This window comes from Marinobacter lipolyticus SM19 (assembly GCF_000397065.2).
Taxonomy (GTDB): domain Bacteria; phylum Pseudomonadota; class Gammaproteobacteria; order Pseudomonadales; family Oleiphilaceae; genus Marinobacter; species Marinobacter lipolyticus.
In genome coordinates, this window is record NZ_KE007326.1 from 437,138 (window position 1) to 459,534 (window position 22,397).

Here is a 22,397-nt window from a genome sequence, read left to right on the forward strand (position 1 = left end):
CACCGATCTTCTTACTTCACGGATATCGCCAAGTTAGTCGTAGATCACAATAAACTGATTCCCCGCTTCACATAACTGCAAAATCCGAGGCATGGCGGGTGAAGGCCCTCGACAGAATTTCGGAGGCCATGGATGGCCGGAGAGAAGCGCACAGGGGTGAAGCCGAGCGTTTATGAAGCGTAGCTTCATGCGACAGCTGAACGACAGCAATCTGTGATTGCTGGCTGGACCCGCTTGCGGGTGCTTGTAGCGGTTCTGGCGAGGGCCTTCACCCGCCATGCCCGCACCACAAGTCGCAGGCTAGAAACAAAAAAACCGCCAACGGCCAGAAACCGTGGCGGCTTTTTTCAGGTCAGGCGCTTACTGCTGCTGCATTTGCTGCTGCATCTGACGGCGCTGTTGCATCTGCTGCTGCATCTGCTTCATGCGCTTGTCCAGCTCCGCGCGCTGCTCTTCAGTGAACACCGCATCGACCTTCGCCTGCATCAGGGTAGACAGGGCAGTCATTTCGCCTGTCAGGTCACCCAGTTTTTCGGCGTTGTCGCGGATGGTGTCTTCGTCATAGTCCGGCTTGATCTCGGCCTGGATCGCCTGCTGCAGCTGCTGGGCTTCGGCCTGAAGACCCTGAATTTCACCCTGCATCTCTTCGATGATGCCGCGAATCTCTTTCTGCTGGTCATCGCTCAGACCTACCAGCTCCGCCAGTTGGTCTACCTGGTCGCCCTGCGGGCGTTGTTGCTGGCTCATGTCCTGAGCCATTACCGGGCCGGCCAGCCCGATAGTCAGAAGAGCGATACCAAACAGTTTTACAAGCTTCATAAATGTCTCCGTAAATTAAGCGGCAATTAACGTCAAACCGCTGATCATCATTGGTTTCTCGGTTCAGGTCCACCACCCTAAAACAAAACACCCTCCGCTTTCACCCCGATATCCCTTCTTTTTGTACACATTTCTCAAACCACCCGGCGAAATCCCGCGGCACCGGCGGTTTCAATCAAATGTGAAAATTTGGTCATTCCCGTCCATAATGGCGCGATTAAGCCAAATCTGGAGCGTCAACATGGCCATCAACTGGTTTCCCGGGCATATGCACAAGGCCCGAAAGGAGATCAAAAAGGTAATGCCGCAGATGGACCTTATCATCGAGGTCGTCGATGCCCGCATTCCTTTCAGCAGCGAAAACCCGCTGGTTCCGAACCTGCGGGGCGATACGCCGCTGATCAAGGTACTCAACAAGCGTGACCTGGCAGATCCGGATGTTACCGCTCGCTGGCAGGCCTGGCTGGAGAAGGAAAGGGGCGTCCGTGCCATCACCCTCACCCACAATCAGCGCGCCGAGGCTATGGACATTCTCAAGCTCGCTACCGCGATGACGCCTGACCACGACCGGCAGAAAAGTGCACTGCGGGTGATGATCCTTGGCATTCCGAATGTCGGGAAGTCCACCCTGATCAATACTCTGGCCGGACGCCCGGCGGCGAAAACCGGTAACGAACCGGCGGTGACCCGCGCCCAACAGGCCATCAAGCTGCCGGACAACATACTGCTGTACGACACCCCGGGGTTCCTCTGGCCCAAGCTGTCACCGGAAGCTTGCGGCTATCGTCTCGCGATCACCGGCGCCATCCGCAGTGCGGTGATTGATTTCGAGGACGTCGCCCTGTTCGAGGCAGATTACCTGCTACAGGCCTACCCGGAGCTGGTCAGGAAACGTTATGGTTTCGACGAGTTGCCGGTGGACGGTCTGGCCCTGATGGATGCTATCGCCGCCAAACGCCGGTTCTTCGCACGGGGAGGTATTCCCGACCTGCACAAGGTGTCCGAAGTGCTGCTTAACGAGTTACGGGCCGGTACGCTGGGACGGATCTCACTGGAGACCCCGGAGATGGTTGAACAGGAAGCCCGGGAGGCCGAAGCTGCCCGACTGGCCAAGGAAGCCGACCAGTCAGGGTGACTGGCACCGACAGACCCGAAACCAGCCGGCGGTGACATATTCCGAGGGCAAGGCGTCGAACATGTCCCGGGCGGTTCTCACCAAGTGAGGCTGGTCGTAGAAGCCAGCCTCTGAGGCCAGCTGTGACACGGACTTGCCTGGTTCCCAGAATGCCAGCGCACGATTCATTTTCAGGTGAAGCAGGAAGCGACGCAGCGGCACGCCGGTCTGCTCACGGAACAGGTGGCTCAGGCGCGACGAGGATAGTCCGACGCACCCCGCCAGCATGCTGACGTCCAACTTCTCCGGCAACTCCCTTCGCAGCATTTCACAGACCCGTGACACCCGCTCGTCCAGTGGTTCCACGGGGTGTCCGGCGCTGGTCAGCAACCCTTCCAGGCAGCGCTCCACAGCCTCACAGCCCTGCTCCTGAACCGATGGCAGGTCAAGACGATCCAGATTCAGATCGGCGGAACCCGCATTACCAACCAGATGACGCAGTGCGCGCCAGTGACGGCTATCGGGATCCATCTGGGCAATCCACATACGGGCATGGCCAGGATCGAGTGCCTGTATAACGTCGGGTGACACAATAGCTGCCCGGGAACGGCGCCAGTGGCCGTCCACCTGCAGCTGGAACGCCTGATCCAGCCCCACCAGCAGTGACGCACTGATGTGTCGATGTGGCCGGTTTGGCATCAGCCGCCCGACCACCTGCCAGTGATCGGGCCACAGAAACAGCGTGCCCTGGGGATTGTCGTGGGCAGAGGCACTGCCCATGGAATGCCACGTCATAGAATGCGCCTGATCGGGATCAGCTACCAAGCATACCCCAATCAGCGCACATCAGTGACCCTGGGCTGGTTTGCTGGTTGAGTGCGCGCCCTGTGCATGGGGTACTGGAATGCCCAGCTTGGCGGCAAATTCGATGCTGACGAAGATAGGCCCAATCAGCAGAAACACCAAGTCCTCCACAAAAGACGGCTTTTTGCCTTCTACTTTATGACCCCATACCTGAACCGCCCAGGCCAGGACCCAGACCACGAGACTGCTCCAGAACAGCGACCAACCGGCAGCAATTACACTCTGGATAATCCAGGCCGACAAGGCAAACCAGACAGCCATCAGCACAAACACCCACACGGACAGCCGCAGATACACAATACCCGACAACACGGCCAGAATGGTGGCACCGTTGATCCATGCTGCCGCGGCGCCAGACAAGCCCAGCCACTGGCCTACCGGTATCAGCCACAGCAAACCAAGGGTTGAGATCAGGATGGCCGGCACACAGACGATATGCACCCACTGGTTGACGGGGTTCTGATGGCTGTCGCCGTAATCATGGAGAAACTGGGACAAGCTACGCACAAAACTATCCTCTTGTTGTATTTGACGGATGTCATGTTATCAACGTCATCCGGCCCTGCCTTGTACGTAACGGCTACGAAGGAGCACCCGGGCGACGATTACCCTTACCAAGGTCAAATACCACCTGAGCGACAAAACACTTAAACTGCTCTGTAACGTCTGCGAACTATCAGCTCCACCCAACACCCGGGTGAGCTCATGAGGAGGAAGCTATGAGACGCGTTGTCGTCACCGGTATGGGCATTGTTTCGTGTCTGGGAAACTCGACCGATGCAGTGCTGGACAGCCTGAAAAACGGCAAGTCAGGCATTCGCTTCAGCGATACCTATAAGGACCTGGGGTTCCGCAGTCAGATTTGCGGTTCGGTGGATGTGGATACCAGTGTGATCGATCGCAAACTGCGTCGTTTCATGGGTCAGTCCGCGATGTACAGCTATCTGGCCATGCAACAGGCTGTGGCGTCCGCCGGTCTGACCGAAGACCTGGTTTCCAATGATCGCACCGGCCTGATTGCAGGCTCCGGAGGAGCGTCCAGCGCCAGCCAGGTCGAGGCGGTGGATTTGATGCGGGAAAAAGGCGTCAAGCGCATCGGGCCCTATATGGTCCCGCGCATCATGACCAGTACGGTCTCCGCCTGCCTGGCCACGGCGTTCAAGATCCGTGGCGTCAACTATTCCATGTCTTCGGCCTGCGCCACCAGCGCCCATTGCATTGGCCACGCGATGGAGCAAATCCAGGCCGGCAAGCAGGATATCGTGTTCGCGGGCGGCGGTGAGGAAGAGGACTGGAGTCTGACCATGCTGTTTGACGCCATGGGTGCCCTGTCAACCAAATACAATGATGCCCCGGCAACGGCCTCCCGCCCCTTTGACAGCGGCCGTGATGGTTTTGTCATAGCCGGTGGTGGCGGCATGCTGGTGATGGAAGAACTTGAGCACGCCCGTAAGCGCGGCGCACCAATCATCGCGGAACTCACCGGTTACGGCGCCACATCCGATGGCCATGACATGGTCGCCCCTTCCGGCGAAGGCGCCATGCGCTGCATGAAACAGGCTCTGGCAACCGTTAACTCTGCGGTGGACTACATCAACGCCCACGGCACCAGTACGCCGGTCGGCGATGTCGCAGAGTTGGGCGCGGTTCGCAACGTTTTTGGTGATGACGTGCCAAGGATCTCATCCACCAAGTCCCTGTCAGGTCATTCCCTGGGTGCGTCCGGTGTTCACGAAGCCATTTATTCGCTGCTGATGCTCCAGAACGGATTCATCGCCGGCACGGCCAACCTGAACTCGCCTGATGACAAGGTCAGCGACATGCCACTCGTGGGCCCCAACGCCCTGGACGCTGAGCTGAATACCGTCATGTCCAACAGTTTTGGCTTTGGCGGCACCAATGCTTCTCTGATATTCCAGAAAGTCTGACCCCGCCGGCGGGGAGTCCACTCACCACACGGACTCTTCGCCTTCAATTTTTTATCAGTGACCATACGTATCATCATTGGCTTGTCAGGCGATCCGTATTAGGCTACAAGCTTGATATGAATCAATCTGGGTAGACTCCTGTCATGGATCGAGCAATCAGCGTCAAACTTTCTCCCGCTCTCAAGGCTTCCTGCCACACGTGCAGCCTGAGCAATCTTTGCCTTCCCCTTGCCGTTGAGGAAAACCAGCTCGACCAACTGGAAGACATTGTGGAGCAGGGGCGAATCTACGATCGTGGTGATCACCTTTTTGACCAGGACACCCCATTCCGCTCCTGTTTGGCGGTCCGTAGTGGTGCCGTTAAAACCTCGATCATTACCGAGAATGGCAGCGAACAGGTCACCGGCTTCTTCCTGCCCGGTGAACTGGTCGGTCTGGACAGTCTGAGCGGAGAACGCTATGCCTGCACCGCCAAGGCACTGGAACGCACCAGTGTGTGCAAGTTTCCGATAGAGAAACTGGAAGAGCTGACCAGCGCCATGCCTGAGCTCCAGCACCACATGTACCAGCTGATGAGCCGGGAAATCCAGGGCAGCCATCAACTGGCCATGCTGCTGAGCAAGAACAGTGCGGAGGAGCGCATCGCCGCTTTGCTTCTGTCGCTGTCGAGCCGGTTTCAGCGCAGGCGCATGTCAGGGACGAAATTTAACTTGCCAATGGCTCGCAGTGATATTGCCAACTTTCTCGGCCTTGCTGTTGAAACTGTCAGCCGGGTTTTTACCCGGTTCCAGAATCAGGGCATTATCAGAACCCAGGGTCGTGAAGTTGAGCTTTTGGATATCGAATCTTTGCGCGGCGTTATGCCGGATTTCGACCGCCAGAGCCCCCCGTCCCCACGGTAAGAATCTTATCTATCACTTGCCCACTGCACTTCAGTGGGCCGTTGTATCCGTTGGCTGTTTGCCGCCAACCGATGACAAAGCTTCCAGCTCATCGGTCAGCCCCGAACGCCAGGGCAGTTGCTTGATGCCAAACGTATTGCGGATTTTCGTGCAGATCAGGGTAGCGTTTACCGGCTCCAGTGCTGCCCACTTCGGCATGTCATCCACTACCCGGATACCATTGGGAATCCCCGGCAAACCGGCAATCGCCAGCCCGAGTTCATAGAGGGATATTTCTTCGGCGCCAGCGTATTGATAGGTACCCCACACTTCTGCACCGCAATCCAACTGCAAAATCACCGCTTTCATCACCCGGGCCAGATCCCGTACCGTTACTGGCTGCCCCCGGCAACGGCCCGGCAAACGCAAGGTATCTCCCGGCCCCGTTCCCTGTTGCACCTTGCGAATAAAGCGCCCGAGGCTCCAGCCGGTACGCAATATAATGTGATGGGGCAATAGCGCTCTCAAGGCCTGCTCACACTCCCACTGCCAGTTGCCCAGCTCATTGCTGGGATGGCCTGGATTCGAGGAAATATAGGCGTTCTGTTTGCGACCATCAAAAACATAACAAGAGGACAACTGGAACAGTGCCATGTCCCGGTCGCGGGCGAACTCTGCCAACGCTATTGGCAGGGAAAAGGCCGCCTTGCGGATACCTTCGGGATCACGCTCCGCGGTTTCAGGGTCCGTCAGCCACAAGGCATTGACGATCAGGTCCGTATCCCCCGGTATCCATTCCTCCAGGGCAGACAGGTCCGCCTTGTCCGGGTCACTCACCAGCAACGGACTGATCTGGAGCGGTGTATCCCGCAGCCGCTCCAGCAAAACCCTGCCCAACGGGCCGTAATCATGAACTACAACAACATGCACAAGCGTCCCACGCCTCCAGAAATATCACTTATGTGACGGTCACCCGATAACGATCAAGCCAATGGCACTGCGGGTAACCACCATACAATACTACGCAAATGACCCAATCCGAACCTGAAGAGCATACAACAACAGGAACTGACATGCTGAAACAGCAAAGCCACATTGTTGCACCGATTCCCGATGAACTGCGCACACGCGCCCTGTTAACCGTTGAAGAGCTTCGCGGACGCAGCAAGGCCGACAAAGAGGCTATCGACAAGCTCTACAACCTGATTGTGGAGATGACCGAAGAAGGGCTCGACTTCTTCTTCCTTGAACCCCTGCGCCGCCTCAACGCCGGCAACATGATGATGAGCATGGCCAAAATGGGCATCGGCAGTATGCTCAAGGGTAGCAAGATGGTCATTCACAAAGTGCTGAAAAAGCTCGATGACCGCAGCCTGCACTCCATTCTGGATTTCGTGGAAGAAATCATCCACGAGCCGGAAACTGCCGCCTGAGTCGAATTGACGCTTATGGGTACAGCCTGGGCACCCGGGCTGTCACCCCCGTTAGCAGTTCATAGGCGATGGTGCCGGCATGCCCGGCAACTTCATCCACGCTGACCTGATTGCCCCACAGCTCTACCCGATCCCCGGCCTGCGTCTCTGGCGCCTCCGACAGATCCACCGCCAGCATATCCATGGAAACCCGACCAATCAGGCGGATACGCTTACCGTTAACCGCTGCCGGCGTCCCCGTGCCGGCATGGCGTGGGTATCCGTCACCATAACCGACAGCCACTATACCCATCGGTGTCTCTTTTTCCGCTACCCAGCTGGAACCATAACCGACACTGTCACCGGCCTTGAGCACACGCCGGGCAATCAACGGAGCTTCCAACGTCATCGCCGCTCTCAGGCCCAGCTCTGGCCCGGTCACACCGATGATCGGGGACGCACCGTAGAGCATGATGCCCGGTCGGCTCCAGTCAAACAGCTCCTGCCCTGGAAAAAAATGCGCGGCAGAATTAGCAACACTTCTCTCCAGATCCGGCCAGGGTGATACCGCTGCCTTGAAACACCTTGTCTGCTCAAGCGTAAAACTGCTGTCATGATCATCGGCGCAAGCGAAATGAGTGACAAATCCCTGCAATGCGGATTTCAGGGCCGGTGATGCCAGCAATGGCTCCACCCTTCCGGTCAAATCATCCGCAGGAAATCCCAACCGATTCATACCGGTGTTTACTTTCAGCCAGAAATCCGGGGTGGACGGTGCGTCTCTCAGCCACGCCAACTGGTAATCGCTGTGCATGACTGGCTGGAAGCCTTGGTCGGCACACAAGGCCACATCTTCCGGCGCATGAGTCCCCTGAAGCATCACCACCGGCTGGGCAAGCCCTTCTTTCCGAACCGCCATCGCCTCTTCAAGACAGGCAACCCCATAGCGGGGAGCCTCTCCAGCCAGCGCCCTGGCAACCTGACGGATACCATGACCATACCCGTCGGCCTTAATGACCGCCATGACCCGGGCGTCACCCGCGCGCTCACGGGCTAACCGGTAATTGTGGCGCAACGCCTCCAGGTCAATGCGGGCAACGGTACTTCGCGGCATCAGTAATCACCACCGTAATCGCCATAATCCCCATGGGCCAGGTCTTCGAACTTGGTGTACTTGCCGATAAACGCCAGGCGAATGGTCCCGATTGGACCATTACGCTGCTTACCAATGATGATTTCGGCAATACCCTTGTCCGGGGTGTCTTCGTTGTAGACCTCATCCCGGTATACAAACATGATGACGTCGGCGTCCTGCTCAATCGCGCCGGATTCCCGCAAATCCGAGTTTACCGGGCGTTTGTTGGGGCGTTGCTCCAGACTCCGGTTCAACTGGGACAGGGCCACCACGGGACAGCTAAGTTCTTTCGCGATACCTTTTAGCGAGCGGGAGATTTCCGAAATCTCTGCCGTTCGGCCTTCGGTGTTGCCCGGCACACGCATCAGCTGAAGGTAATCCACCATGATCAGACCAATCTTGCCATCGTTCTCACGGGCAATTCTCCGGGCGCGGGAACGCATTTCGGTGGGACTCAGACCCGGCGTATCGTCAATATAAAGAGGTTTGTCTTTCAGCAAGCTCACCGCTGAGGTCAGTCGCGGCCAGTCATCCTCTTCCAGCTTGCCACCTCGCACTTTGGTCTGGTCAATCCGCCCCAGGGAAGAGAGCATACGCATCGCCAGGGCATCGGCCGGCATCTCCATACTGAATACCAGAACCGGCGTGCCAGTGCTGATCAGGGCGTTTTCCACGATGTTCATGGCGAAGGTGGTCTTACCCATGGACGGGCGCCCCGCCACAATAATCAGGTCTGCCGGCTGCATACCTGAGGTCTGCTCATCCAGATCCCTGAAACCGGTGGTCAAACCGGTCGTCTGCTCGCCAGACTCAAACAACTCCTCAATTCTGCTCAAGGCCTTGGTCAGAATGGGATTGATAGCCTGCGGGCCAGAACCTTCCTTGGCACGGGATTCGGCAATTTTAAATACACTTCGCTCCGCCTCATCCAGAACCTCCGCACTGGTACGCCCCAGGGGATTGAAGGCGGAATCCGCGATCTGTCCCGAAACCTCAACGAGGCTCCGTAATATGGCCCGCTCTTTGACAATATCAGCATAGGCACGAATGTTTGCCGCACCGGGCGTCTTTTCCGCCATTTCCGCGAGATAGGACAGACCGCCAGCGTCTTCAATATCGCCCGCACGCTCCAGGAACTCGGCCAGGGTGACGACATCCAGAGGTTCGCTCTCGCTGGCCAGGCGCTCCGCCGCCGCGAATATCAGCCGATGGTCCTGCCGGTAGAAATCAGCGGCGGAGATAACCTCACTGATTTCATCAAACCGGCGATTATCCAGCATCAAACCACCAAGAACCGCCTGCTCGGCTTCGACAGAGTGAGGCGGAACCTTGATACGGCTGGTTTCTAAATCTGTTTTTGCGGGCTTGAGATTGGGATTGGCCATGAACACATCTTCAGTTAAGGATCTTTTCCGCGACAGTTTAAGCCTATTACATCCGCGATGGGAGGGCTGCAAATAAAAGATCATATCAGAATGCAACAGGCCCGGAACCGCTTGCGCGGAACCGGGCCTGTACAGCAGGGGCTCCAAACTATCCAGAGCCCCGGCCTTTGCCACTGGTCGTGTCAGAACTCCGACGGCGACGCCGGACTAACACGATGCAGCCGCCGATTACTCGGCAACAACAACCAGCTTGATACCAACGGTGACGTCAGAGTGCAGCTGCAGCTCAATGTCGTACTCGCCGGTCGCGCGCAGCGGACCTTCAGGCAGACGAACTTCGCTCTTCTCGACTTCAGTACCGCCGGCAGTGACAGCGTCAGCAATGTCGCGCACACCGATAGAACCAAACAGCTTGCCTTCCTCACCAGCCTTGGAAGCGATGGTGAAGGAAGCGCCTTCCAGAGCTTCAGCGCGAGTCTGGGCAGTAGCCAGCTTTTCAGCGGCGACCTTTTCCAGTTCTGCACGGCGCTCTTCAAAGGCCTTCAGGTTGTCAGCAGTGGCTGCAACGGCTTTGCCGTATGGCAGCAGAAAATTACGACCGTAACCGGCCTTTACCTTGACCTTGTCACCCAGTGAACCAAGGTTTGCTACTTTCTCGAGCAGAATAACTTCCATCTCGTTAACCTCTTCGTGCTTTATTCAGCCGGCCCGGCAGGCTTGATTCGCCCCCGGATATCCAGCCAGCTATCCACAAACGCCAGAAACACCAACAGAATCATCAGGCTTGGGCCCAGAAGCACCAGTGCGATGTAAAACAGCACCAGCCACTGACCACTCAGACCTTTACGACCAACCACACCGTGAACAAGCGCCAGAGCCGCAACAAAAAGCGGCATGCCTGCAGCCCACCCGAGCAACATCGAGTTCAGCCCCAGAAAGGGCCCTACCACCATGGTCACTGCGCACAGCACAGCCACCGCTGGTGACAGCCGGAAAGCATGGAACTCTTTCCGGAAACCGCCGGGGTTATAAAGCCCGGCCTGCCAGGATCTTGCCAACATGGTCATTGCCACACCTGTCACCAGGTAAGTGCCCGCCATGCTGGCATTCATGGTGTCCCGAATGACTGTCTCCAGCTCATCGCCCAGACTGCGGGCCACCTCGGCATTGTATTGTTCGTAAAAACTGACCCCGGTGCGGACCAGATCGTCCAGCAGCCCCGGGTACAGCACAGGCAACATCAACCCTGTGACAATCGCCAGAAAGCTCCCTCCAAGGAGGGCTCTTTCCCATGACAGGGACAGCCTGAGAATGGATGCCATCAGCATCACTTCGAGCAGTACCGCCAGCGCCGTCGGGTCTTGCCCGAACCAGCTCCAGCCCAGTGCCGGAAGCAATGCCCAGAGACCGATACTCAGCCCCTGACCGATACCCAACCTGAGAATTACCAGGCCGATAACGGCAGCTCCAACCCAGAACAGCAGAGGTATCGCAGTAGCGACTGCAGCAACCCCGCCTGCCTGCAGGGGACCGCGCATTACAAACTGTGCAAGTGCACGCATGGTCCCAAGTCCTGTTTATCTGTTAATTAGTTGTCGTGGCTGTCCGAGTACGGCAGCAGTGCCAGGTAGCGGGCACGCTTGACAGCGGTAGCCAGCTGACGCTGATAACGTGCTTTGGTGCCGGTGATGCGGCTGGGCACGATCTTGCCGGTTTCAGTGATATAACCTTTCAGGGTGTCCAGATCCTTGTAATCGATCTCTTTAACACCCTCTGCCGTGAAGCGGCAGAACTTACGACGTCTGAAAAAACGAGCCATAACTTAACTCCTCAACTCCGGTTAATTACTCTTCTTCGTCCTGGGTCTCAGCCTTCTGACTCTCGTCAGATTCGGCCGGACGACGTGCCGGACGCTCATCTCCACCAGAACGACGATCCTCACGGGACTCGGCGGCTTTCATCGGAGACAGATCGGTAACAGCTTCATCGCGACGCAGAATCAGGTCACGGATGATGGCATCGTTAAACCGGAAGTTGTGGGTCAGCTCGTCCATAGCGGCCTGTGAACATTCAGCGTTCAGCAGCACGTAATGAGCCTTGTGGATCTTGTTGATCGGGTATGCCAGGTGACGACGGCCCCAATCTTCCAGGCGATGTACCTTACCGCCATCTTCAGTGATGACGTTGGTATAACGCTCGATCATCGCGGGCACCTGCTCGCTCTGATCCGGGTGTACCATAAATACGATTTCGTAGTGACGCATGAGTTCTCCCTACGGTTTAAACAGCTTCCTTTTTAACGAGGGACAAATACCCGCCGACGTTAAATATGAAAGCAAGGAGGTGGCAGTCGCGCTGCCGGTTTCTTTTTGCTTTATCAATAAGGCGTTACAGAGAGGCCTGATGAAAAGCGTCATGTTGCTGTCCGGAATTCAGACAATACAACACCACCCCTATAAAAAGGGGTGCCGTATTCTAGGCGTGTCGGGAATACTATGCAAGTCTCTGGCGCAGCGCTTCGTACAGACACACGCCCGTAGCCACGGAGACATTCAGGCTGTCCACATGCCCCTGCATCGGAATGTTAATCAGGGCATCGCAATGTTCCCGGGTCAGTCGCCGCATCCCCTTGCCCTCAGCCCCCATCACCAGGGCAACAGCACCGGTGAAGTTTGCCTGATACAAAGTGCTGCCCGCTTCACCTGCAGTGCCAATCAGCCACACCCCCTCATCCTTCAGGGTTCTCAGGCAGCGCGCCAGATTGGTCACCCGCACAAAGGGCACGGTTTCCGCTGCGCCACAGGCGACCTTGCGGGCCACTGGAGTCAAAGTTGCAGATTTATCCTTGGGAACAATCACTGCCTGCACGCCGACGGCATCCGCCGTTCGCATACAGGCCCCCAGATTATGAGGGTCGGTCACGCCATCCAGCACCAGCAGAAACGGCGGCTTATCGGACCCCGCCAGCATGGCCATCAGGTCGTCTTCGCCCCACTCGCGGCTCTCCGACACCGCAGCCACAATCCCCTGGTGGACACCGGATACTTTCTCATCCAGCTCCTTGCGGTGCACCACACTCCAGCGAACACCAAGGTCATCAAGGGCAGCAGTAATGCCTTTTACCCGCTTGTCCTGACGTCCGGTCTGTATCCAGACCTGCTGCAACCGCTCCGGCTCGCGCTTGAGGACAGCCTCAACCACGTGCCAACCAAATATGAATTCTCCGGACACTGATTATTTTCCTGACTTGCGGGATTTCCGTTTTTTATCCTTGCCAAGGGCCAGCTTGGCCGCCTGGGCAACGAGCTCGTCCCGTGCGGACATCGGCTCGTTGCTGGAGCCCTTCTCGCTCGCAGCCGGCTTGCCCTTGGGCTTGTCACCAGCGGTTTTGGCCGGGCGCTTTCTGGGCGATGCCTTTTCCCGGGAATCGGGCCGGGATCTGGCTTTACCGTCTTTTCCCGCGCCCTTGCCCCGCCCTTTCGCTTTGCCACGCGGCTCCTTGCGGGTCACATCAAGCGCATCCCGGTCGGCCTGGCGATGACGGGGTTCACTGATCAGCTCAAGGTCAATTTTGCGATCCTCCATGCCAACACGGACCACTTTGACGCGGACCTCGTCGCCAAGACGGAAACTCTGGGCAGTACGCTCGCCGATCAGACGATGCTTGGCTGCATCGTGATGGAAGAAATCACCACTGAGGGTCGAAACATGAACCAACCCCTCAATATAGACGCCGGACAACTCCACAAAGAAGCCAAAAGGCACCACGGCGGCAATCACGCCATCAAACTCTTCACCAACGTGGTCGCTGAGGTATTCACACTTGAGCCAGGCCATGACATCGCGCGTAGCGTCATCCGCCCGGCGCTCTGCCATGGAAGTATGCTCACCAAGTCGCTCCATGCTTGCAAAGTCGTAGGGGTATTCCGCAAGCTCCGGATCCAGCTTGGGCGGCTTGACCACATCTTTCGCTGGCTTCTCACCATGCACGATGGATTTGATGGCCCGATGCGCGATCAAGTCCGGGTAACGGCGGATGGGGGGGGTAAAGTGGGCATAGCTGGCAAAGCCCAGGCCAAAGTGACCGCTTTCCTCCGGGCTGTAGACCGCCTGACTCAGGGATCTCAACATGACCGTCTGGATCACGCTGGCATCCGAGCGATCCGCAATCTGCGACAGCAGCGCCTGGTAGTCCGCGGAGGTCGGGCTGTCACCACCACCCAACTGCAGCCCCAGCTCCGCCAGGAACAACCGAACGGCGTTCAGACGCTCCTCCGAAGGCCCATCGTGAACCCGATACAAGGCTGGCAATCTGTACTTCTTGAGGAAGCGGGCAGTGGCCACGTTAGCGCACAGCATGCATTCCTCAATAATCTTGTGGGCTTCATTGCGCTGCACCGGAACGATTTCTTCAATCTTCCGGTTGGCATCGAAAACGATCTTGGTTTCGGTAGTCTCGAAATCAATCGCACCACGCTCGGTACGCGCCTTGCGTAGCAGCTGGTAAAGACCGTACAGATTGTGCAACTGCGGAAGCACGTGGGCGTATTGCTCGCACAACCGGTAGCCGGACTCGGTGTCCGGCTGAGTCAGCATGTCGCTCACCTTGTTGTAGGTAAGGCGCGCATGGCTGTACATGACCGCCTGATAGAAACTGTAGCTGCTGATGTTGCCAGCGGCGCTGATGGTCATGTCGGCCACCATGCACAGACGATCCACTCCCGGATTCAGGGAGCACAGGCCATTGGACAGTTTCTCCGGCAGCATCGGTACCACGTGATCCGGAAAGTACACAGACGTACTGCGATTGACCGCTTCCTCGTCCAGCGGCGTTCCCGGGCGCACGTAATGGGAGACGTCGGCAATCGCGACCAGCAGCCGGTAGCCACCCCTGGCCCGGGGTTCGCAGTAAACCGCGTCATCAAAGTCCCGGGCAGTTTCGTCATCGATGGTGACCAGTCGAAGATTGCGGATATCAACGCGATTCGTCTTGTCCTTCTCCGCCACTTCCTCCGGAATCTTCGCTGTCTGTTCACCTACCGCAGGTGGCCAGCTGTGAGGAATATCGTAGGACCGGATGGCAACATCAATCTCCATGCCCGGCGCCATGTGCTCGCCAAGCACCTCCACCACCTTGCCTAACGGCTGGGTACGCACAGTCGGCTGACGGATAATATCCACCACCACATACTGACCGTGACGGGCCTCACCACTATGCTCCTGCGGAATCAACACCTCGTGGTTGATGCGTGCGTTCTCCGGAACCACAAAGCTGATGCCACTTTCCTGGAAGAAGCGACCGACGGTCTGGCTGGTCTTGTGCTCCAGCACCTCGACAATCACCCCTTCCCGACGCCCCTTGTCATCAACCCGGTCAACCCGCGCGGCAACACGGTCGCCATGAAATACCTGACGCATCTGACGCGCGGTCAGGAACAGGTCACTACCGCCATCGTCCGGGACCAGGAAACCGAAACCATCCTTGTGCCCTATGATCCGTCCCGTGACCAGGTCCGCCTCTTCAATCGGCAAATAAGCGCCCCGACGATTACAGATCATCTGGCCGTCACGGCACATCGCGATCAACCGGCGCCGCAATGCCTCGATACCTTCCGGGGAATTCTGCCCGAGCTCCTGACAGAGGGTTTCGTGGGTAGCCGGAGCACCGCGCTCTTTCAGATGCTCAAGAATGAACTCCCGGCTCTGGATGGGGTTGTCGTATTTTTCCGCCTCACGACTGGCGTGCGGATCTCTGTCCGTCTTTTTTCTGGAAACCATTCGGATCCTTGTCCTGTCCGCATTCAAATAACGCGGTTATATTGCATGTGATCAGGAGTATAACGCCGGTTCGGCCAGCCTGCCTAACCGGCTGCAAAATAAAGCCATTAATTTCCAGAAATTTCCCGAAAAAATATTTGACAGCTTTTTCCGTAATCATTAAAGTACGCGCCATCGGTTGAGGGACACACCTCACCGCTGGCAGAAACGCCAAGTTTTCAATAAACTATAGGCGCATCTGTGAATCACCTGCCGAGGTGGTGAAATTGGTAGACACGCTAGCTTCAGGTGCTAGTGGGGGCAACCCCGTGGAGGTTCAAGTCCTCTCCTCGGCACCACTTCCTCCCCCGGGAAGTGGCAAGAAAGAATCCCAAAGCAACTCTTCGAATCCACTCAGGCACTCATTGGCCCGAGCTGTTGTTATTGCGCCTGTTCGGCCAGATAACCCGACAAACGCTGGTACTCGTAGCTTATCTGTCCAAATACCCCGAATGGCACCTCTTCGAACTCCCGGCCACAGTCCGCAGGCGTTCTGGGGCCCGTGAGATACGCATCGGCAATCAGGTTGGGCTGGTCGTCCACGTAAGCTGCGGCACCCTCCTCCGGGTAAACCATAATCCAGTCGAATCCACCGTCTGAGGAAACATGATCAAGCCCGGCCAAGGCCATATCAGCGAATGAGTAGCGCAGCAGCCGAAAATACTCGTTGCGGATATCGAACTCCAGCGTCAAAGCGTCAAACCCGACCGGCGCATCAATCGCGGCATAACTGTAATTCTGCTGCGCGGAAACCACATGGCTTGAACCCTCAACATCCAAAACCGGAACACACTCTGCCAGCTCCCCCAGACTCAGCACAGCCTGCTCTACTTCATTGACCAGCAGACGATGACCGGCGAACAAGGGCGTGCCATTAGCGTAGTCCAACTGAAGCACACGGACCTCGTTGTCAGACGTCGCCGTCAGCTCCGCAACCCCATCATCCTCCCGAACCCAGCTGTAAGTCACCTCCGGCGGCCCTCCGAATTCCGAGGTATCGGCCAAGCCATCCTGACACTGGGTGGTGGTTTCGAAATAAATTCGCTGATGCTCCCAGTCGAAGGTCAGCCGCTCATCCACACCATCGTTCTCATAGGCGACCCGGCTTTGCAGGGACAACGAGATGGAGGGCAGCCACTGGGTTTCCAGGCTTGCCATTCGACCACCGACACTGACCAGTCGCGCCAATTCCGTCATCGACGGCGCCATGCAGCCGTCAGCCGAAATTACCCTAACCCGGCCATCAGGCTCGTAGTCAAAAGACAGCTCCGCCGTGGTCATCAGGCTGGACGGACTGGCCGGCAAGTCACCGTATTCCGACTGAGCCGAGACCACCTGCCGTGTTAACAGCATAGGGTCGGACAAATCCAGCGCCACCTCTGGCAACGCCAGATTACTCACATCGACATCGGCATACCCACCCGGGGAGGCCGCTTCGTCCACAATAGCGACAATGTCTGACGCATTCCGGACCAGCGAAAGCCCCAGCAGGTAGGCCGCCTGCCGACTCAAGAGCCGCTCGGTTCCATCGGCGCCATTGGCCGCCAACGCTTCGTTGTATGGCGCAGGAAACTGACTTGCCATGAATCGGGCAAAAGCCCGGGCATAAGCGTGGGCCCGCTGATCCCCGGACTGGATGTAATCCGACAGCAGATTCACGCCTGTCAGGGCTGGCGTGGCACTACCCGAAACCGCTGACCCCGCGCTGACCAGATTGCCAAAACGAGCCAGGGTGGTTAACGGGGTAACCTGCCTGACACCGGGTGGCGCAGACATCAAATAGGCACTGTCGACCGGTCGATCACCATCGGGCAACTGCTCAACCGTTTTACCCGGCAATGTCAGGGCGTACAGGGAATATTCCCTTGGATCGATGTCGGGGGCTTCGGCAGAATTACGCACCAATGCCTGAATATCCAGCGAAAACACGCCGTTTGCCCCGGACATCGCTGTGGGCTCCCCCTCCGGCAGGATCACTTCGGTGCCGGAGTCCAGCACGACAGTCAGGGGGCCGGGTGAGTATTGGCTGTCACCATCAATATCAAGCCATACCCTGGCGTTACGCAGGTATCCATCAATCACTCTTCCGGTGTAGGGGGCGGGCTCACTGTAGCCAACACCGTCGAAATCACGCCCATCGACGGGCAGCTCATCAGATTTTTCGCCACAGCCGGCCATTGTCAGGGTAATCAGCAATACAGACAGGGAAAGAACGCATTTCATGGCAGCAACCGGTTATCCTTGTTGGAGGTTGTGCCGCTACTCTAGGGGATGTTGGAGAAGGGAACCTTGATAGGCTTGGCAATTTGTAAAGTTTGGTAACGAAAAGCTCCGGCACCTCACGATACCGGAGCCAGCCAGATCAGAATGAACGGGCAACAATTTCCTTCATGATTTCATTGGTACCGGCATAAATGCGCTGGGCGCGGGAATCCGCCCAGGCCCGGGCAATCGGGTATTCCCACATGTAGCCGTAGCCACCGTGCAGCTGGACACACTCATCGATCACCTTGCACTGAATGTCGGTGGTCCACTGCTTCAGCATGGCCGCAGTCGGAATGTCGAGCTTCTTCTCCAGGTGCAGCTCCAGGCAGCGATCACAGAAAACCCGGGCAGCGGTGATTTCCGATTTCATTTCCGCCAGCTTGAAACGGGTATTCTGGTAAGCAATCACCGGCTTGGAGAACGCTTTGCGCTCCTTGACGTAATCCAGAGTCCACTGCCAGGCGGCCTCGGCCGCAGCAACGGCAGTCAGTGCCACCTGTAGGCGCTCGGCAGGCAGTTCCTGCATAAGCTGGAAGAACCCCTGCCCTTCCATTGACCCCAGCAGGTTCTCCGCCGGCACTTTCACATCCTGAAAGAACAGCTCGGAGGTATCCTGAGCTTTCATGCCGACCTTGTTCAGGTTCTGGCCTTTCTCAAAGCCTTCCCACTCGGTTTCGACGATCAGCAGGCTGGTGCCTTTGGCGCCTTCCTTGGGATCGGTCTTGGCTACGACAATGACCAGGTCAGCCATCTGGCCGTTGGTGATAAAGGTCTTGGAGCCGTTGAGAATATAGTGATCGCCATCCTTGATCGCGGTGGTTCTTACGCCCTGAAGATCAGAACCGGCGCCGGGTTCGCTCATGGCAATGGCCCCGATCATCTCACCGGATGCCAGCTTGGGCAGGTACCGCTCCTTTTGTTCCTGAGAGCCGTAATTAAGGATGTAAGGTGCCACGATGTCAGAATGCAGCCCCCACCCAATACCGGACAGGCCGGCATAGGAAATCTCTTCCATGATCACGGCGCTGTATCGGAAATCTGCGCCCACACCACCAAACTCTTCCGGCATGGTCGGACACAGGAAGCCCAACTCGCCGGCTTTGGTCCACAGTTCGCGGCTGACGTGTCCGTCTTTTTCCCATTGCTCATGGTAGGGAGCCGCTTCCTGCTCCAGGAATTTACGAACGGAATCGCGGAAGCCGTCGAGATCGGCATCAAAGAGTGTGCGTGGAATCATGGTAAACCTCGGTGAATGACCTGTGTTGTGGTTATCGTTCACCAAGTCTCGGCCCAGAGGCGATTTCGCTCAATGGTGAAAACCATCAATCGGGCTGACCAAAACCATCGCCTAACCCTGGTCGCCACGCTTTCCCTTCGCGCGCTCCTCGCCCCAGCGTGGCATGAGATCCTGGGGAAGGCCCAGGTGATCAAGAATGCGAGCCACAATGAAATCGACCAGATCACTCACTGACTGTGGACTGTGATAGAACCCGGGACTGGCCGGCATGATGACCGCGCCCATGCGGGTCAGCCGCAACATGTTCTCCAGGTGCACCTCCGAGTATGGCGCTTCACGGGGCACCAGGATCAGTTGCCGGCGCTCTTTCAGAGCCACATCTCCGGCCCGCTCGATCAGGTTGTTGCTGGCGCCGGTGGCCAATGCGGACAGGGTGCCGGTGCTGCAGGGACACACCACCAACGGGGCTTTTTCGCCAGAGCCGGAGGCAGGCGGCGCAAACCAGTCTTCCCGCCCGAATACCAGCAATTGACCAGGGCGCGCACCAGCATACTCCGTCAGCGCCTCCTGCATCGCCTGCGGAGAGCCTGGCAGTTTCAGGTCGGTTTCCGTGGCGATCACCACCTGGGCGGCACGACTGACCATCACATTCACTGTACATCCGGCCGCCATCAGGCACTGCAACAGACGCAGGCCGTACTGGGCGCCGGATGCACCGGTAAACGCCAGGTTGATGGTCCGTGGTTGTACCAAAGGTTCTGTCATACCGGGTATCTACGCTCGAGTTCGGCAATCAGTTTCTGGTGAATACCGCCAAATCCGCCGTTGCTCATAATCACAATGTGGCAGGGACCGTTCACATTCGCCAGTGCCTGCTCGATCAGGGCATCCACACTCTCCCCCACATAATGCCGCACGGTTTCACCTTCGCCGCCCTGCCAGGCCGTCACCAGAGCGGGCAACCACTCCAGTTGATTCAGGTTGGCCCAGATAACATGGTCGGCAGCAACGGCGCTCGGCAACAAAGCCTGCTGGTGCACACCCTGCTGCATGGTGTTCGATCGGGGCTCAATCAGGGCGATCACTGGTTCGTCACCCACCTTGTTACGCAATCCCTCCAGGGTGGTCGCGATCGCGGTCGGATGGTGGGCGAAGTCATCATACACACTGACGCCGTGGATCTCCGCCAGCAGTTCCATCCGCCGTTTCACTCCGGAAAATCGGCACAGAGCAGCGACGGCGTGATCCGGTGTCACCCCCACATGGCGAGCGGCGGCGATGGCCGCCAGGGCATTGCGCACATTATGCAGCCCGGTCTGGCTCCAGGTAACGGTAGCCACAGGCTGCTCATGATGAACCACCATGAAACGGCTGCCGTCCTCCGACAGCAGTTCCGCCCGCCAATCCGTCGTGTACGCTACCTCACTGCCAATGGCAGTGGTTTGCACCCCGCTCCAGCACCCCATCTCCAGGGCCCGGTCCAGGTGCACGTCGTTCGCCGGACGAATGATCAGGCCGCTGGATGGCACAGTTCGAACCAGATGATGGAATTGGCGCTCGATGGCCTCGACATTGTCGAAGATGTCAGCGTGATCGAACTCCAGGTTATTCATGATCAGAGTGTGGGGGCGGTAATGGACAAACTTCGAGCGCTTGTCGAAAAAGGCACTGTCGTATTCATCGGCCTCAATCACGAAGAAGTCACTCGACCCCAGGCGGGCCGACACCGGAAAGTCCTTCGGCACCCCACCTACCAGGTAACCGGCATCAAAACCGGCCTGCTCGAGAATCCACAGCAGCATGGAGGTGGTGGTGGTCTTGCCGTGAGTTCCGGCAACAGCCAGTACCCAACGATGGCGCAATACTTCCCGGGCCAGCCATTCCGGGCCAGACATATAATCAATATTACGATTAAGGACCGCCTCCACCTCGGGATTGCCCCGGGACATGGCATTACCGATAAGCACCAGATCCGGTTTCGGTTCCAGGTTTTCTGCGCGATACCCTTCCATCAGGCCGATGCCCTGGGCTTCCAACTGGGTGCTCATGGGCGGATATACCCCCTGATCCGAGCCTGTTACCGTGTGGCCCAATTCCCGGGCCAACACCGCGAGGCTGCCCATGAATGTGCCACAAATTCCCAGGATATGAATATGCATGACCGGTCTGACCTCTCGATTGGCCCTGAATGAAACGTGCCAAGCGTCCCGTATACGCCGCAGGCCGTCAAGTTGTTATCCGCAATCCTGCTCATGAAAAAAACCGGGATTTGGCGTATCATCTGCGGCATTTACTGAACCAGCAGGAGGCTCCAGCCCGAGATGGCCACCAAGAACGCTTTTTACGCTCAATCCGGCGGTGTGACCGCAGTCATTAACGCCAGCGCCTGCGGGGTTATCCAGACCGCACGCAAATACCCGGAACGCATCGGCAAGGTCTATGCCGGTCGCAACGGCATCATTGGCGCACTCAAGGAAGAGCTGATTGATACCAGCCTGGAAAGCGATGACGCCATTCAGGCGCTGATCCACACCCCCGGCGGTGCGTTCGGGTCGTGCCGCCACAAGCTCAAGAACATTTCCGAGAACAAGCGTGAATACGAACGCCTGATCGAAGTGTTTCGCGCCCATGACATTGGTTACTTCTTTTACAATGGCGGCGGTGATTCCCCGGATACGGCTTACAAGGTTTCCCAGCTGGCCGAGAAAATGGGCTACCCGATTACCTGTATCGGCGTGCCCAAAACCGTGGACAACGACTTGCCCTTCACCGACTGCTGCCCCGGCTTCGGTTCGGTGGCCAAGTACATTGCCACTTCTACCCTGGAAGCCGGGCTCGACATCAAGTCCATGTGTGAAACCTCCACCAAGGTGTTCATTCTTGAGGTCATGGGGCGCCACGCCGGCTGGATCGCCGCCGCGGGCGGACTGGCCGGTGAGAGCGAAGACCAGCCACCTCACATCATTCTGTTCCCGGAGATGCCGTTCGACCGCGAAGCCTTCCTGGCGCGGGTGGAATTCTGTGTGAAGGAGTACGGGTACTGTGTGGTCGTGGCCTCTGAAGGCGCCCAGTACGAGGACGGACGCTTCCTGGCCGATGCCGGCGCCAAGGATGCCTTTGGCCATACCCAGCTTGGCGGCGTTGCACCGGCACTGGCCAATATGGTCAAACAGGCTCTGGGTTACAAGTACCACTGGGCCGTAGCGGATTACCTGCAGCGCAGCGCACGCCATATCGCCTCAGCGACGGATGTTGAACAAGCCTATGCGGTCGGCAAGGCGGCGGTTGAAATGGCGATGGAAGGCAAGCAGGCGTTGATGCCGACGATTGTCCGCGAACAATCCAAACCGTATCGCTGGCACATCGGCGAAGCACCACTGAGTGAAGTGGCGAACCAGGAAAAGAAAATGCCCATCCATTACATTTCGGATGACGGCTTTCACATCACCCAGGATTGCCGCGACTACCTGGAGCCACTGATTTACGGTGAGAGCTTCCCGCCGTTCGACAACGGCCTGCCCCGGGTAGCAAAACTGCAGA

21 protein-coding genes and 1 tRNA gene are annotated in these 22,397 nt (G+C 57.6%); 6 read left to right on the plus strand and 16 right to left on the minus strand.

All coding sequences use genetic code 11. The features are described 5' to 3' along the window. Positions 1 to 360 precede the first annotated feature (360 nt). A complete protein-coding gene (locus tag MARLIPOL_RS14135) occupies positions 361 to 819 on the minus strand; it encodes a Spy/CpxP family protein refolding chaperone (RefSeq protein ID WP_012138902.1) in 459 nt (152 codons plus the stop codon). Between the two features lie 241 nt (positions 820 to 1,060). On the opposite strand from MARLIPOL_RS14135, the gene ylqF reads away from it, so the two are divergent. After that, entirely contained in the window at positions 1,061 to 1,954 is an 894-nt protein-coding gene (ylqF, locus tag MARLIPOL_RS14140; protein ID WP_012138903.1) for a ribosome biogenesis GTPase YlqF, read from the plus strand. On the opposite strand, the gene MARLIPOL_RS14145 is transcribed toward ylqF, so the two are convergent. Further along, positions 1,946 to 2,728 (minus strand): helix-turn-helix domain-containing protein, encoded by a 783-nt coding sequence (locus MARLIPOL_RS14145; protein ID WP_012138905.1) that lies wholly within the window; start codon positions 2,726 to 2,728, stop codon positions 1,946 to 1,948. The two genes, ylqF and MARLIPOL_RS14145, sit on opposite strands and share 9 nt — an antisense overlap. Before the next feature lie 51 nt (positions 2,729 to 2,779). After that, positions 2,780 to 3,304: an Mpo1 family 2-hydroxy fatty acid dioxygenase gene (locus MARLIPOL_RS14150; RefSeq protein WP_012138906.1), complete on the minus strand. Its 525-nt coding sequence runs from the start codon at positions 3,302 to 3,304 to the stop codon at positions 2,780 to 2,782. A 212-nt stretch (positions 3,305 to 3,516) separates the two neighbouring features. Here MARLIPOL_RS14150 and fabB point away from each other — a divergent pair, with 212 nt between their 5' ends. Both fabB and fnr read left to right on the plus strand, forming a co-directional pair. Continuing rightward, positions 3,517 to 4,725 (plus strand): beta-ketoacyl-ACP synthase I, encoded by a 1,209-nt coding sequence (fabB, locus tag MARLIPOL_RS14155; protein WP_012138908.1) that lies wholly within the window; start codon positions 3,517 to 3,519, stop codon positions 4,723 to 4,725. A gap of 143 nt (positions 4,726 to 4,868) precedes the next feature. Next, positions 4,869 to 5,627, plus strand: a complete 759-nt coding sequence (gene fnr, locus MARLIPOL_RS14160; RefSeq protein ID WP_012138909.1) for a fumarate/nitrate reduction transcriptional regulator Fnr — start codon at positions 4,869 to 4,871, stop codon at positions 5,625 to 5,627. A gap of 30 nt (positions 5,628 to 5,657) precedes the next feature. Here fnr and MARLIPOL_RS14165 read toward each other — a convergent pair whose 3' ends face one another. Next, positions 5,658 to 6,536, minus strand: a complete 879-nt coding sequence (locus tag MARLIPOL_RS14165) for an SDR family oxidoreductase (protein ID WP_012138910.1) — start codon at positions 6,534 to 6,536, stop codon at positions 5,658 to 5,660. A 143-nt stretch (positions 6,537 to 6,679) separates the two neighbouring features. Here MARLIPOL_RS14165 and MARLIPOL_RS14170 point away from each other — a divergent pair, with 143 nt between their 5' ends. Next, entirely contained in the window at positions 6,680 to 7,039 is a 360-nt protein-coding gene (locus MARLIPOL_RS14170) for a hypothetical protein (RefSeq protein WP_012138911.1), read from the plus strand. 13 nt (positions 7,040 to 7,052) lie between these two features. Here MARLIPOL_RS14170 and alr read toward each other — a convergent pair whose 3' ends face one another. From alr to rnr, 8 genes are all read right to left on the minus strand, one after another. Then, entirely contained in the window at positions 7,053 to 8,132 is a 1,080-nt protein-coding gene (gene alr / locus MARLIPOL_RS14175) for an alanine racemase (protein WP_012138912.1), read from the minus strand. Beyond that, positions 8,132 to 9,538 carry a replicative DNA helicase gene (dnaB, locus tag MARLIPOL_RS14180; RefSeq protein WP_012138914.1) on the minus strand — a complete coding sequence of 469 codons (1,407 nt, stop codon included), beginning with the start codon at positions 9,536 to 9,538 and terminating at the stop codon, positions 8,132 to 8,134. The genes alr and dnaB overlap by 1 nt, the downstream gene beginning before the upstream one ends. A 228-nt stretch (positions 9,539 to 9,766) precedes the next feature. Then, a complete protein-coding gene (rplI, locus tag MARLIPOL_RS14185; RefSeq protein WP_012138915.1) occupies positions 9,767 to 10,213 on the minus strand; it encodes a 50S ribosomal protein L9 in 447 nt (148 codons plus the stop codon). A 20-nt stretch (positions 10,214 to 10,233) separates the two neighbouring features. Then, on the minus strand, positions 10,234 to 11,100 hold the full coding sequence (locus tag MARLIPOL_RS14190; RefSeq protein ID WP_012138916.1) for a YybS family protein: 867 nt from the start codon (positions 11,098 to 11,100) through the stop codon (positions 10,234 to 10,236). A gap of 26 nt (positions 11,101 to 11,126) precedes the next feature. Continuing rightward, positions 11,127 to 11,357: a 30S ribosomal protein S18 gene (rpsR, locus tag MARLIPOL_RS14195; RefSeq protein WP_012138917.1), complete on the minus strand. Its 231-nt coding sequence runs from the start codon at positions 11,355 to 11,357 to the stop codon at positions 11,127 to 11,129. A gap of 25 nt (positions 11,358 to 11,382) precedes the next feature. Then, positions 11,383 to 11,802 carry a 30S ribosomal protein S6 gene (gene rpsF / locus MARLIPOL_RS14200; protein ID WP_012138918.1) on the minus strand — a complete coding sequence of 140 codons (420 nt, stop codon included), beginning with the start codon at positions 11,800 to 11,802 and terminating at the stop codon, positions 11,383 to 11,385. Between the two features lie 229 nt (positions 11,803 to 12,031). Next, positions 12,032 to 12,769 carry a 23S rRNA (guanosine(2251)-2'-O)-methyltransferase RlmB gene (gene rlmB / locus MARLIPOL_RS14205; protein WP_012138919.1) on the minus strand — a complete coding sequence of 246 codons (738 nt, stop codon included), beginning with the start codon at positions 12,767 to 12,769 and terminating at the stop codon, positions 12,032 to 12,034. A gap of 3 nt (positions 12,770 to 12,772) precedes the next feature. Then, entirely contained in the window at positions 12,773 to 15,316 is a 2,544-nt protein-coding gene (rnr, locus tag MARLIPOL_RS14210; protein ID WP_012138920.1) for a ribonuclease R, read from the minus strand. A 251-nt stretch (positions 15,317 to 15,567) separates the two neighbouring features. Between rnr and MARLIPOL_RS14215 the strand changes: the two genes are divergently transcribed. Continuing rightward, positions 15,568 to 15,654: transfer RNA gene (locus MARLIPOL_RS14215), tRNA-Leu, on the plus strand. Positions 15,655 to 15,736: 82 nt separating this feature from the next. Here the strand turns inward: MARLIPOL_RS14215 and MARLIPOL_RS14220 are convergent. The 4 genes from MARLIPOL_RS14220 to mpl all read right to left on the minus strand — a co-directional run bounded on the left by MARLIPOL_RS14220 (position 15,737) and on the right by mpl (position 21,016). Next, on the minus strand, positions 15,737 to 17,578 hold the full coding sequence (locus MARLIPOL_RS14220; protein WP_012138921.1) for a hypothetical protein: 1,842 nt from the start codon (positions 17,576 to 17,578) through the stop codon (positions 15,737 to 15,739). A 139-nt stretch (positions 17,579 to 17,717) separates the two neighbouring features. Continuing rightward, positions 17,718 to 18,857, minus strand: coding sequence for an acyl-CoA dehydrogenase family protein (locus MARLIPOL_RS14225; protein ID WP_012138922.1), 1,140 nt, complete (start codon positions 18,855 to 18,857; stop codon positions 17,718 to 17,720). A 111-nt stretch (positions 18,858 to 18,968) separates the two neighbouring features. After that, positions 18,969 to 19,622 carry a flavin prenyltransferase UbiX gene (locus MARLIPOL_RS14230; protein ID WP_012138923.1) on the minus strand — a complete coding sequence of 218 codons (654 nt, stop codon included), beginning with the start codon at positions 19,620 to 19,622 and terminating at the stop codon, positions 18,969 to 18,971. Beyond that, positions 19,619 to 21,016: a UDP-N-acetylmuramate:L-alanyl-gamma-D-glutamyl-meso-diaminopimelate ligase gene (gene mpl, locus MARLIPOL_RS14235; protein WP_012138924.1), complete on the minus strand. Its 1,398-nt coding sequence runs from the start codon at positions 21,014 to 21,016 to the stop codon at positions 19,619 to 19,621. Before mpl ends, MARLIPOL_RS14230 begins: the two co-directional genes overlap by 4 nt. 162 nt (positions 21,017 to 21,178) lie before the next feature. Here mpl and MARLIPOL_RS14240 point away from each other — a divergent pair. Further along, on the plus strand, positions 21,179 to 22,397 hold a 1,219-nt coding region (locus MARLIPOL_RS14240), incomplete at its 3' end, for a 6-phosphofructokinase (RefSeq protein WP_012138925.1).